Source organism: Streptomyces sp. NBC_01788, from assembly GCF_035917575.1.
Classification (GTDB): Bacteria; Actinomycetota; Actinomycetes; order Streptomycetales; family Streptomycetaceae; genus Streptomyces.
On record NZ_CP109090.1, the window covers coordinates 560,128 to 572,111 of the forward strand.

At 71.1% G+C, this 11,984-nt stretch carries 11 protein-coding genes; 7 read left to right on the forward strand and 4 right to left on the reverse strand.

Features of this window, described 5'->3' with window-relative positions; translation table 11 throughout:
* Positions 1 to 20: 20 nt before the first annotated feature.
* Positions 21 to 1,661: a phosphoglucomutase (alpha-D-glucose-1,6-bisphosphate-dependent) gene (gene pgm / locus OIE49_RS02760; protein WP_326800893.1), complete on the reverse strand. Its 1,641-nt coding sequence runs from the start codon at positions 1,659 to 1,661 to the stop codon at positions 21 to 23.
* A gap of 271 nt (positions 1,662 to 1,932) precedes the next feature.
* On the opposite strand from pgm, the gene OIE49_RS02765 reads away from it, so the two are divergent.
* From OIE49_RS02765 to OIE49_RS02785, 5 genes are all read left to right on the forward strand, one after another.
* Complete coding sequence (locus tag OIE49_RS02765) at positions 1,933 to 3,468, forward strand: MFS transporter (RefSeq protein WP_401739738.1); 1,536 nt, start codon at positions 1,933 to 1,935, stop codon at positions 3,466 to 3,468.
* 139 nt (positions 3,469 to 3,607) lie between these two features.
* Positions 3,608 to 4,024 carry an ester cyclase gene (locus OIE49_RS02770; protein WP_100571808.1) on the forward strand — a complete coding sequence of 139 codons (417 nt, stop codon included), beginning with the start codon at positions 3,608 to 3,610 and terminating at the stop codon, positions 4,022 to 4,024.
* Positions 4,025 to 4,093: 69 nt separating this feature from the next.
* Positions 4,094 to 4,513, forward strand: coding sequence for a DUF302 domain-containing protein (locus OIE49_RS02775; protein ID WP_326800894.1), 420 nt, complete (start codon positions 4,094 to 4,096; stop codon positions 4,511 to 4,513).
* 233 nt (positions 4,514 to 4,746) lie between these two features.
* Complete coding sequence (locus tag OIE49_RS02780; protein WP_326800895.1) at positions 4,747 to 5,175, forward strand: hypothetical protein; 429 nt, start codon at positions 4,747 to 4,749, stop codon at positions 5,173 to 5,175.
* 107 nt (positions 5,176 to 5,282) lie between these two features.
* Entirely contained in the window at positions 5,283 to 5,477 is a 195-nt protein-coding gene (locus tag OIE49_RS02785; protein ID WP_326800896.1) for an antitoxin, read from the forward strand.
* A gap of 117 nt (positions 5,478 to 5,594) precedes the next feature.
* Here OIE49_RS02785 and OIE49_RS02790 read toward each other — a convergent pair whose 3' ends face one another.
* The 3 genes from OIE49_RS02790 to OIE49_RS02800 all read right to left on the reverse strand — a co-directional run bounded on the left by OIE49_RS02790 (position 5,595) and on the right by OIE49_RS02800 (position 8,796).
* On the reverse strand, positions 5,595 to 5,963 hold the full coding sequence (locus tag OIE49_RS02790; protein WP_326800897.1) for a cytochrome C oxidase subunit I: 369 nt from the start codon (positions 5,961 to 5,963) through the stop codon (positions 5,595 to 5,597).
* Entirely contained in the window at positions 5,960 to 7,639 is a 1,680-nt protein-coding gene (gene ctaD / locus OIE49_RS02795; protein ID WP_401739740.1) for an aa3-type cytochrome oxidase subunit I, read from the reverse strand. The genes OIE49_RS02790 and ctaD overlap by 4 nt, the downstream gene beginning before the upstream one ends.
* Positions 7,640 to 7,860: 221 nt before the next feature.
* Complete coding sequence (locus OIE49_RS02800; protein WP_326800898.1) at positions 7,861 to 8,796, reverse strand: LysR family transcriptional regulator; 936 nt, start codon at positions 8,794 to 8,796, stop codon at positions 7,861 to 7,863.
* A gap of 94 nt (positions 8,797 to 8,890) precedes the next feature.
* Here OIE49_RS02800 and mdlC point away from each other — a divergent pair, with 94 nt between their 5' ends.
* Positions 8,891 to 10,471 (forward strand): benzoylformate decarboxylase, encoded by a 1,581-nt coding sequence (gene mdlC / locus OIE49_RS02805; RefSeq protein ID WP_326800899.1) that lies wholly within the window; start codon positions 8,891 to 8,893, stop codon positions 10,469 to 10,471.
* 29 nt (positions 10,472 to 10,500) lie between these two features.
* Positions 10,501 to 11,955 carry a benzaldehyde dehydrogenase gene (locus tag OIE49_RS02810; protein ID WP_326800900.1) on the forward strand — a complete coding sequence of 485 codons (1,455 nt, stop codon included), beginning with the start codon at positions 10,501 to 10,503 and terminating at the stop codon, positions 11,953 to 11,955.
* The last annotated feature ends 29 nt before the right edge of the window (positions 11,956 to 11,984 follow it).

The window sequence follows — 11,984 nt, forward strand, 5'->3', positions numbered from 1 at the left end:
CCGCTGTCGTGGTGCCGTCGTCACCCGCCGAGTGCCGCGTCGACGACGCGTTCGGCCTCGTCCTGGACCTGGGAGAGGTGGCCGGGGCCCCGGAACGACTCGGCGTAGATCTTGTAGACGTCCTCGGTGCCCGAGGGGCGGGCCGCGAACCAGGCGTTCTCGGTGGTCACCTTGATGCCGCCGATGGGCGCCCCGTTGCCCGGCGCCTCGGTGAGGACGGCGGTGACGGGCTCCCCGGCGAGGGTGTCGGCGGTGACCTGGGCCGGGGACAGCTTCGCCAGGCGGGCCTTCTCCTCGCGGGTGGCCGGTGCGTCGAGGCGGGCGTAGGCGGGTTCGCCGAAGCGGGCGGTGAGTTCCGCGTAGTGCTGGGACGGCGTCCGGTCGGTGACGGCGGTGATCTCGGAGGCGAGCAGGGCCAGGACGATGCCGTCCTTGTCGGTGGTCCACACCGAGCCGTCCCGGCGCAGGAACGACGCCCCGGCGGACTCCTCGCCGCCGAAGCCGAGCGAGGAGTCGATCAGTCCGTCCACGAACCACTTGAAGCCCACGGGCACTTCGACCAGCCGGCGGCCGAGGTCCGCGGCGACCCGGTCGATCATGCCGGAGGAGACCAGGGTCTTGCCCACACCCGCCTCGGCGGGCCATCGGGTGCGATGGGCGTAGAGGTAGGAGATGGCCACGGCGAGGTAGTGGTTGGGGTTCATCAGTCCGGCGTCCGGGGTGACGATGCCGTGCCGGTCGGCGTCGGCGTCGTTGCCCGTGGCGATCCGGAAGCGGTCGCGCTGCCCGATGAGCGACGCCATCGCGTACGGTGAGGAGCAGTCCATGCGGATCTTGCCGTCCCAGTCCAGCGTCATGAAGCGCCAGGTGGGGTCGGTGAGCGGGTTGACGACGGTCAGGTCGAGACGGTGCTGCTCGGCGATGCGGCCCCAGTAGGCGACGGAGGCTCCGCCCAGCGGGTCGGCGCCGATCCGCACGCCGGCGTCCCGGACCGCGTCGAGGTCGAGCACGCTCGGCAGATCGGTGACGTAGGCGCCGAGGAAGTCGTGGCGGCCGGTGGAGGGCGCGGTGAGCGCGCGGGGGTACGGGAGGCGCCGTACGTCCTTCAGTCCGCCCGCGATGATCTCGTTGGCGCGGTCCTGGATCCAGGAGGTCGCCTCCGAGCCCGCGGGACCGCCGCTGGGCGGGTTGTACTTGAAGCCGCCGTCGCCGGGCGGGTTGTGCGACGGGGTCACCACGACACCGTCGGCGAGGCCCGAGGTGCGGGAGCGGTTGTGCGTCAGGATCGCGTGGGAGACGGCGGGGGTGGGGGTGTAGCCGTCCGCCGTGTCGATGAGGACGGTGACGTCGTTGGCGGCGAAGACCTCCAGCGCGGTGACCCGCGCGGGTTCGGACAGGGCGTGGGTGTCCGCGCCCAGGAAGAGGGGGCCGTCTGTGCCCTGCCGTGCGCGGTACTCGCAGATGGCCTGGCTGGTCGCGGCGATGTGGTCCTCGTTGAACGCCGTCGTCAGGGACGATCCGCGGTGTCCGGAGGTCCCGAACGCCACGCGCTGTCCGGCCTCGGCCGGGTCGGGGTGCAGCGCGTAGTACGCCGTCACCAGGCGGGCGACGTCGATCAGGTCCTCGGGCCCGGCCGGCTTGCCCGCTCGCTCGTGCTGCATGGCACCCACGCTCCTCCGCGTCGCTCGTGCGTCCGCTGTCCGCTCGCGGTCTCATCTTCCCCCGTGCGCGGGAAGCGAGTCGTGCCCGTGCGGATCCCGGTCGCAGGTCGCGTCGGCGTCAGTCCCGGGTCGGCGGGCCGGTCGTCGCACGCGTGAAGAACGGTGTTCTGGGCAGCCGCTCCAACACGCACCCAGGGCCGGAACCGCACAGAATGCCAGTACCTCGCACAGGCGCACGGAGCGCACAGCACCAAAGGGCAAGGGTGACGCGGTGGTGAACGTGACACCCGACGGGCAGGCCGGTCCCTCCGGCTCGACCGCGCCGCCGGCGGCCGCCACGGGACTGCCGCCGCAGGTCCGTCAGGAGCTGACCCGCCGGCTGCGGCGCAGCAGGCGCGTCCTGCGCGAGGAGGACGTGCAGATCGTCGAGCCGCCGCTGCTCAGGCGCGCGGTGGGCGCCTCCGCCCTCGGCAACTGCATGGAGTGGTTCGACTTCGGCGTATACAGCTACCTCGCCGCCACCATCGGCAAGGTCTTCTTCCCCGGCGCCTCCCCCGGCGCCCAGGTGATCTCCTCCTTCGCGACGTTCGCCGCGGCCTTCGTGGTGCGTCCCCTCGGCGGCCTCGTGTTCGGCCCGCTCGGGGACCGGATCGGCCGGCAGAAGGTGCTCGCCACCACGATGATCATGATGGCGGTGGGCACGTTCGCCATCGGCCTGATCCCCGGCTACAAAACCCTCGGCATCGCCGCCCCGATCCTCCTGCTGCTCGCCCGGATGGTCCAGGGCTTCTCCACGGGCGGCGAGTACGGCGGCGCCACCACCTTCGTCGCCGAGTACTCCCCCGACCGCCGCCGCGGCTTCCTCTCGAGCTGGCTCGACTTCGGCACCTTCGTCGGCTACGCGCTGGGCTCCGCCCTGGTCACCGCGCTGAACCTGCTCCTCACGGACGCCCAGATGATCGCCTGGGGCTGGCGGGTCCCGTTCCTGATCGCCGGACCGCTCGGTGTGATCGGCCTGTACATGCGGCTGCGGCTGGAGGAGTCGCCCGCCTTCCAGCAGCAGCTCGACGAGCACGAGCGGAGCCTGGCCCAGAAGTCGGCGGGCAGCGAACTGCGGTCCGTCGTCAGGAACCACTGGGGCGCCCTGCTGATCTGCATGGGCCTGGTGCTGCTCTACAACGTCACCAACTACATGGTCACCGGCTTCCTGCCCACCTACCAGACCGAGACCCTGCACCGCTCCAGCGGCTCCGCCGACCTACTGGTGCTGCTGGGCATGGTGTGGATCGTGCTGCTGATCACCTTCATCGGCCGGCTCAGCGACCACGTCGGACGGCGCCCGGTCTACGGGGTCGCGGCCGCCGCGGTGATCGTCCTCGCGGTCCCCGCGTTCCTGCTGATCAAGATGCAGGGGACCTGGGCGCCGGTCTGCGGCGTGCTGATCCTGTCCACGCTGCTGGCCTGCTTCGCCGCGCCGAGCGCCGCCACCCTGCCCGCGCTCTTCCCGACCGCGGTGCGTTACGCGGCCATGGGCATCGGCTTCAACTTCGCCGTCGCCGCGTTCGGCGGCACCACCCCTCTGGTGACCGAGGCCCTGGTCAACGTCACGGGCAACGACATGATGCCCGCCTACTACCTCATGCTGGCCGGCGCGATCGGCCTGGTGACCGTGAGGTTCCTGCCGGAGAGCGCCCAGGTGCCGCTCAACGGCTCCCAGCCGATGGTGGGCTCCGCGCGGGAGCGGCAGGAACTGATCACCACGTCGCGGGCCCTGTACAAGGCCGGCGAGTGGACGCCCGGGACCTAGCCCCGCGGCGGGGCCGCGTCGCGCACCCGCGTGGACATGCTGGGCGCGTATGGCTGGTGTACGGTCCCGGTATGCCGTAGGTGCGTGGACTTCGCAGCTGACGGACAGGCCGCGGCGGGCACGCGCCCGAGGAGTGCCCATGTCCCAGCAAGAGAACATCGCCGCACAGGCTGCTTTCGGAGAGGCCGTCGTCACAGGCAACCTCGACGACCTGGCCGGGATCGTCGCCCCCGACTCGATCGATCATGATCCCGCCCCAGGACAGGCGCCGGGGCCCGAAGGGTACAAGGCCATGTTCGGCGAGTTGCGAACAGCCTTTCCCGACTTGCACGTCGAGGTGGAGCATCTGGTGGTCACCGACGACGAGTTGGCCTTCGCCTACACCATCACGGGTACGCATCTGGGTTCACTGATGGGGCGACCGGCGACCGGCAAGAAGGTGAGCTACCGGGGCATGCAGATCAGCCGCTTCGACGGCGACGGCAAGCTCGTCGAACGCTGGGGAAGCAGCGACGAACTCGGCATGCTGCGTCAACTCGGCCTCGCCCCGGTGTGACCCCCGCGAGCGGGTTGGCCGCGCGCCAGTTCCGCGGGCATCGGCCCGGGCCTCTTGAGGAGGAATGCGGTGACGAAGCAAGAGGCGGGCTCCTCCGGAGCCGGTGCACCGGGGATCTTGAGCGTGGCCAGTCCGTTCACCGTGGCCGAGACCGTGGAGCGGCTCAAGCGAGCCATCGAGGCCGGCGGGATGACCCTGTTCGCGGTGGTGGATCACGGCGCAGGCGCCCAGAGCGTCGGGCTGACGATGAATGACACCCAAGTGCTGACCTTCGGCAATCCGCGGGGCGGGACGCCCGCGATGGCGGCGCGACCGCTCCTGGCACTCGAGCTCCCGCTCAAGGCTCTGGTGTGGGACGACGGCCACGGCCAGGTACGAGTCGCCTACCAGGACGCGGCCGAGCTGGGACGCCGCTACAAGGTCCCGGCGGAGCTGATGACCCCGCTGTCAGGCGTGGGCGATCTGGTACGGACCGCACTCGCAAGCTGACAGGGGTACCCAGGCGTCCAGGTGAGTGCGGCCCCGTGCTGGTGCGGCCGAGGATCCCGCCCCGGACGAGGTGCGCAAGGTCCTGACGCGATGGCTGGGCGAGGCCGACCGACAGGAGGCGTGATCGGGGCTCTCGGCCTCGTAGCCCGAGCTGCGCCCCGACCTCGTGCTCGTGCTACTCCTCCGTCATGGGAGAGTGGTCCCCTACACAGGGCAGGTCGGGAGGAAGTGCAGTGCCGGAAGGGCGCCCGAAGCGTTCGAGCAAGTCGCGTCTCGCGGTGATCGCGCTGATCGTCGGTCTGGGCACCTGGCTGGGCTTCGTGTGCTATTCGATCGCGACAGAAGCCCCGCCCGGCGCGCCGAGCATGGCCGCGCTGGCCGGCATGGCCCAGAAGGCGGCCGCCGACCGGGACGCGGACGGCCTCCAGACGCTGTTCGACGAGGACACCGTCTCCGACGACTACGCCGCCGACTACCTGGACCGGCTGGGCGAGCACGCCCCTGCCTTGCAGGCCCGGGTGGAGCACCGCGACGGACACGACTTCCTGCTGCTGCGCTCCGCGCAGGGCGACTCCGTGTGCACGGCCTGGCACATCACCGAGCGGGACGGCCGCCGGCTGCTGGACGGTGTGCCGCCGGCCGAGAACCTGTGCGCACCCTGACGGAAGACCGGTGTTTCCGCAGGTGATCCCAACCTTTCCGGCTGCGGATGCATCCCCTGCCGCCGTCGGCCATGCTGGGAGGAACCCCCGGCGTTAAGGAGTATGCGATGAGCATGCTGGACAAGCTCAAGGGACTGCTGAAGGGTCACGAGGAGCAGGCCGGCAAGGGCATCGGCAAGGGCGGCGACTACGTCGACGAGCGGACCCAGGGCAAGTACCGGAGCCAGGTCGACACGGGTCAGGACAAACTCAAGGAGCAGCTCGGCCGGCCGGACCCGGGTCAGGACCAGCCGCCGCAGTGACGCCCCCGTGATCAGGAGCGCCGGCCCGGTGGGCCGGTACGACGGGCTCGGGCCGCCCCCGCGAGGAGGGCGGCCCGAGTGCGTTCGGCACAGGTGGGGCGGGACGGGTCCGCGGTGTCAGGGCCGCGCGAGGGCCAACGCCAGGACGGCCGCCCCGGCGAGCACCGCGAGGGCCATGAGGACGAGCGCGAAGCAGCGCGCCCGCAACTGGCGGTAGCGCTGTTCGTACTCGCCGCGCAGCGCCCGGCACCGTTCGGCGATCCGCTGGAGGTCCGCCCGGGCCCGCAGCAGACAGTCGGAGACGTAGTACTCCTCGATCTCCTCGCGCTGCGCCGCGGTCAGCCACTGCATGGGCTCGGTGAAGGCACGGGCCCGCTGCTCGGCCTCGGCGACGCGGGTCTGCCAGAGCAGATAGCCCTCGACCTGCTCGACGAGTCCGGTGGGCCCGCCCGGCTGCCCGTCCGGGCGCTCCGCCGCTTCGGTCATCCTGGCAGGCCCAGGTTCTCCCGCTTGTCCGTGACCGAGACCTCCGGGTGGTGCAGGTCGAAGGCCGGGGACTCGCTGCGGATCACGGGCAGGGTGACGAAGTTGTGCCGCGGCGGCGGGCAGGAGGTGGCCCACTCCAGGGAGCGGCCGTAGCCCCACGGGTCGTCGGTGTCGACTTTCTCGCCGTACTTGGCCGTCTTCCAGACGTTGTAGAAGAACGGCAGCATCGACAGACCCAGCAGGAACGACCCGATGCTGGAGATCTCGTTGAGCGTCGTGAAGCCATCAGCGGCGAGATAGTCGGCGTACCGACGCGGCATGCCCTCCGCGCCCAGCCAGTGCTGCACCAGGAACGTGGTGTGGAAGCCGACAAACAACGTCCAGAAGGTCATCTTCCCCAGGCGCTCGTCGAGCATCTTGCCGGTGAACTTCGGCCACCAGAAGTGGAATCCGGCGAACATCGCGAAGACCACCGTGCCGAAGACGACGTAGTGGAAGTGTGCCACCACGAAGTAGCTGTCGGAGACCTCGAAGTCCAGTGGCGGCGAGGCCAGGATGACACCGGTCAGACCACCGAAGAGGAAGGTGATCAGGAAGCCGGTCGACCACAGCATCGGCGTCTCGAACGACAGCGAACCGTTCCACATGGTGCCGACCCAGTTGAAGAACTTCACACCGGTCGGAACCGCGATCAGGAAGGTCATGAAGGCGAAGAAGGGCAGCAGCACACCACCAGTGACGAACATGTGGTGCGCCCACACCGTCACCGACAGGCCCGCGATCGAGATCGTCGCGCCGACCAGGCCCATGTAGCCGAAGATCGGCTTGCGGGAGAAGACCGGGATGACCTCACTGACGATGCCGAAGAACGGCAGCGCGATGATGTACACCTCGGGGTGCCCGAAAAACCAGAACAGGTGCTGCCACAGCAGCGAACCGCCGTTGGCCGCCTCGAAGACATGGGCGCCCCACTTGCGGTCCACCTCCAGGGTGAGCAGCGCGGCCGCCAGGACCGGGAAGGCCAGCAGGACCAGCACCGCGGTCAGCAGCACGTTCCAGGTGAAGATCGGCATGCGGAACATGGTCATGCCCGGCGCGCGCATGCAGATGATCGTGGTGATGAAGTTGACGGCGCCGAGGATGGTGCCGAAGCCGGACATGCCCAGGCCGAGGATCCACAGGTCCGCGCCCAGGCCCGGTGTGTGGATGACGTCGTTCAGCGGGGCGTAGGCGAACCAGCCGAAGTCGGCGGCGCCCTGGGGGGTGAGGAAGCCGGCCACCGCGATCAGCGAGCCGAACAGGTACAGCCAGTAGGCGAACATGTTCAGCCGCGGGAAGGCCACGTCCGGGGCACCGATCTGCAGCGGCATGATCCAGTTCGTGAAGCCCGCGAACAGCGGCGTCGCGAACATCAGCAGCATGATCGTGCCGTGCATCGTGAACATCTGGTTGAACTGGTCGTTCGACAGCATTTGCAGACCCGGGCGGGCCAGTTCGGCGCGCATCACCAGCGCCATGATGCCGCCGAGCAGGAAGAAAGCGAAGGAGGTGATCAGATACAGGGAGCCGATCGTCTTGTGATCGGTCGTCGTCACCCAGTTCACCACCACGGCACCGGGCCTCAGGTGACGACGGGGAGCGGCGGTTTCCCGCGTGGTGTGCTGGACGTCTGTCATGCGGCCCGTGACACGCTTTCTCTCGGGAGATGGGTACACGAAGGTCCACGCGGTTCTCCCGCAGGGCCCGCCTTCCATCCTTCCGCCTCACGCCGCCGAACCGGAGACGGCCATCGCCTGGACGGAGTAACACCCGGCGAATTGCACCCGGTTGGCCTACGTGCCTCACGCTCATGGCGGGCACCGGGCGCGGCGCGGCCGGCACGGCGTGCGGCGCGGGCCTACCCGGTGGCGGACGGGGGCAGTTGGGCCGGGCTCACCCGCTCCCCCAGGACCTCGGCCATGAACCGCACCAGCCACCGCTGGGACGGGCTGCGCGAGGACTCGTGCCGCGCGTACAGCGCCACCTCGATCGGCTCGGTGTGGAACGGGAGCCGCACCAGGCGCAGTTGGTGGGAGGAGGCGAAGACCTCGCCGACGTACTCGGGGACGATGGCGATCAGGTCGGTCTGCTCCAGCAGGTAGGGCAGCATCGAGAAGCGGGTGGCGTCCACCACCACCCGGTCGAGCAGCCCGTGCGCGGCGAGCACGGCACGCGGGACGACGTGGCCGCTGGGGCCGAAGACGGTGGCGTGGGACTCGGCCGCGAGCTCGGCCAGGGTGACCGACTCGCCCCGCACGCGGGGGTGGCCGGCGGCGACCATGCCGACATAGCGCTCGTGGAAGAGCGGGATCCGCACGGTCCGGTGGGAGGTCAGCACGGGGGTGGCCACGAACGCGTCGATGTCGCCGCGGCGCAGCTGGTGCTCCGCCTCGTCCACGTCCAGCGGCCGCACCGTGAAGGACACCCCGGGAGCCCGCTCGCGGGCCGCGGCCATCAGGCGCGGCAGCAGGGTCACCTCGCCCAGGTCGGACAGGGCCACCGTGAAGCGGCCGGACATGGCCCGCGGGTCGAAGACGTCGGCCTGGCGGACCGTGCCGTCGATGTCGGCGAGGGCCCGCTGCAACGGCTCGTACAGCCGGCGGGCGCCCGCGGTCGGCGTCAGTCCGCGTCCCGTGCGCCGGAACAGCTCGTCGCCGAAGTGCCGGCGCAGCTTGCCCAGGCTGTAGCTGACCGTGGGCTGGGTGACGTGGAGCGTGTCCGCGGTGACCGTGACACTGCCGGTCTCGTACAACAGTACGAAGACGCGGGCGAGGTTGAGGTCGAAGTTCCTCATATCGAAGCACTCTATATCGCGAAGGTAAAAGATTTATTGGTGCTCATGTCAGCGCTTGCCTAGCGTGGCGTGCGTCACTCCGAAAGGAACGCCCGTGCCTTCCGTACGCCGCCTCTGCCACGAGTTCCTGGAGCGCCAGGGCCTCACCACCGTGTTCGGCAACCCCGGCTCCAACGAACTGCCCTTCCTCGCCGGACTCCCCGACAGCTTCCGCTACGTCCTCGGCCTGCACGAGGGTGCCGTCGTCGGCATGGCCGACGGGTACGCACAGGCGACCGGCCGGCCCGTCCTGGTCAATCTGCACGCGGCCTCGGGCTCCGGGAACGCGATGGGCGCGCTGACGAACTCCGTGGCCTCCCGCACCCCGCTCGTGATGGTCGCCGGCCAGCAGGTGCGCTCCGCCGTCGGGCCGGAGGCCAACCTGTCCAACGTGGACGCCTCGGCGCTGATGAGGCCGCTCGTCGGCTGGGCGGCCGAGCCGGCGTGCGCCCAGGACGTGCCGCGCGCCCTCGCCCAGGCCGTCTTCGAGGCGGAGCTCCAGCGGCGCCCGACGTACCTGTCCGTCCCCTACGACGACTGGGCGGCCGACGCCGGTGACAACGCCCTCGCGGTCCTCGACCGGCGGGTCGCCCGTGCTTCCGTCCCCGACGGGGAGCAGGGCCGCCGGCTGGCCGAGCAGGTCGCCTCCGCCCGGCGGCCCGCGCTGGTGCTGGGTGGAGACATCGACTCGGCGGGACTGTTCTACGACGCCGTCCGGCTGGCGGAGCGCCTGGGCGGCCCGGTGTGGGCGGCCCCCTCGCAGTTCCGGCTGCCCTTCCCCAACCGGCACCCCCTGTTCCGCGGGGTGCTGCCCGCCGGGATCGCGCCGGTCTGCGAGGCGTTCGAGGGCCACGACCTGGTCCTGGTGCTCGGCGCGCCGGTGTTCCGCTACCACGAGCACCTGCCCGGCCGGTACCTGCCCGAGGGCACCCGGCTGATCCAGGTGACCGAGGACGCCTCCGCCGCCGCGCGGGCGCCGATGGGCGAGGCACTGGTCGCCGACCCCGGAGCCGTCATCGGCCTGCTCCTGAAGCTGCTCGACGAACCCGAGGCGCCCGCCGGCGCCTTCCGGCCCGCGCCCGGGCCGCCGGACGGTGACGGCTCCCGGCTGCACCCGGAGCAGGTCTTCGCCGCGCTGCGCGACGAACTGCCCGAGGACACCGCGTACGTGGTCGAGTCGACGTCGACGAACTCCTCCTGGTGGCGCCAGATGGACCTGCGCCGGCCCGGCTCCTACTACTTCCCGGCGGCCGGCGGACTCGGGTTCGGGCTGCCCGGCGCGGTCGGGGTCGCCATGGGCCAACCGGGCCGGCCGGTGGTCGGCGTCATCGGGGACGGCTCGGCCAACTACGGCATCACCGCCCTGTGGACGGCCGCACAGCACCGCGTACCGCTGACCGTCGTACTGCTGCGCAACGGCACGTACGGGGCACTGCGCTGGTTCGGCGGCCTGCTGGGCGTGCCGGACGCCCCCGGTCTGGACATCCCCGGTCTGGACTTCACCCGCATCGCCGAGGGATACGGCGTCCCGGCCCGGCACGTCGGCGATGCCGAGGAGCTGCGGGCCGCCCTCGCCGAACGTCCGGACCACCCGCGCCTGATCCAGGTGGACACGGCGCTCACCACCCCGTCCTGATCCGCCCCGAGAAGAAGAGAGGAAACGCGATGGCATTCCTGGACAGCGACGTCTGGGGCAAGAAGTTCTTCAGCGACGGCTGGAGGGACGCCTCGGCCGAGCAGCCGGTCGTCGAGCCCGCGACCGGCGAACAGCTCGCGACGGCGGGCCTGGCCACCGCCGAGGACGTACGGCGTGCGTCCGTCCGCGCGGCCGAGGCGCAGCGCGACTGGGCGGCGGCCTCCCCGCAGCGGCGGGCCGCCGTGCTGCGCCGGGCGGGCGAGCTGCTGGCCGAGCACTCCGCCGAGATCGAGGACTGGCTGGTGCGCGAGGCCGGGTCCGTACGGGCCAAGGCGGACTTCGAGGCGCGGCTCGCCGTGAGCGAGTGCTTCGAGTGCGCGGGCCTGCCGACGCACCCGCAGGGTGAGGTGCTCACCTCCGAGGAGGCCCGCTGGTCGTTCTCCCGGCGCCGTCCCGCGGGTGTCGTCAGTGTCATCGCGCCCTTCAACTTCCCTCTCGTCCTGGGTCTGCGCTCGGTGGCGCCGGCGCTGGCCCTGGGCAACGCGGTGCTGCTCAAGCCGGACCCGCGCACCGCGGTGAGCGGCGGTGTCGTCATCGCGCGCGTCTTCGAGGAGGCGGGGCTGCCGGACGGCGTGCTGCACCTGCTGCCGGGCGACGGCCAGGTCGGCCGGGCGGTCGTCGAGGCGCCCGAGGTGCGGGTGGTCTCCTTCACCGGCTCGACCCCGGTCGGGCGGGCGATCGGCGAGCAGGCCGGACGCCTGCTCAAGCGTGCCCACCTGGAGCTGGGCGGGAACAACGCGCTGGTCGTACTGCCGGGGGCGGACGTGCGGAAGGCGGCCTCCGCGGGCGCGTTCGGCTCCTATCTGCACCAGGGCCAGATCTGCATGACGACCGGCCGCCACATCGTTCATGAGTCTCTCCTGGAGGAGTACACCGCGGCGCTGGCCGCGAAGGCCGCGGCCCTGCCGGTCGGCGACCCGGCGCGTGAGGACGTCGCGCTCGGCCCGCTCATCGACCGGCGCCAGCTGGAGCGGGTGCACGGCATCGTCACCGACAGCGTCGCCGCGGGCGCGACCCTCGCCGCGGGCGGCGAGATCGTCGGCGCGGGTTACCGGGCCACGGTGCTGAGCGGGCTGACGACCGACATGCCGGCCTGGCGCGAGGAGATCTTCGGGCCCGTCGCGCCCGTCATCGGCTTCTCGACGCCGGAAGAGGCCGCGCGGATCGTCAACGACTGCGAGTACGGGCTGTCCGTGGGGATCCTCGGCGACGTGGGCACGGCGATGAAGCTCGCCGACCGGATCGACTCCGGCAAGGTCCACATCAACGAGCAGACCGTCAGCGACGAGCCCAACGCCCCCTTCGGCGGGGTCAAGGCCTCGGGCACCGGATCCCGGTTCGGCGGCGCCGCCGCCAACGTCGAGGCCTTCACCGAGACCCAGTGGCTCACCATCCGGCCCGACATCGCCGACTACCCGTTCTGACCCTGTTCCGACCCCGCTCGTCCCCGCCC

Coding starts and splice junctions, on each gene's coding strand:
- OIE49_RS02810 (WP_326800900.1), top strand. CDS start 10,501: ATGGCATTCCTGGACAGCGACGTCTGGGGCAAGAAGTTCTTCAGCGAC.
- OIE49_RS02785 (WP_326800896.1), top strand. CDS start 5,283: ATGAGCATGCTGGACAAGCTCAAGGGACTGCTGAAGGGTCACGAGGAG.
- OIE49_RS02770 (WP_100571808.1), top strand. CDS start 3,608: ATGTCCCAGCAAGAGAACATCGCCGCACAGGCTGCTTTCGGAGAGGCC.
- OIE49_RS02790 (WP_326800897.1), bottom strand. CDS start 5,963: ATGACCGAAGCGGCGGAGCGCCCGGACGGGCAGCCGGGCGGGCCCACC.
- ctaD (WP_401739740.1), bottom strand. CDS start 7,639: ATGACAGACGTCCAGCACACCACGCGGGAAACCGCCGCTCCCCGTCGT.
- OIE49_RS02800 (WP_326800898.1), bottom strand. CDS start 8,796: ATGAGGAACTTCGACCTCAACCTCGCCCGCGTCTTCGTACTGTTGTAC.
- pgm (WP_326800893.1), bottom strand. CDS start 1,661: ATGCAGCACGAGCGAGCGGGCAAGCCGGCCGGGCCCGAGGACCTGATC.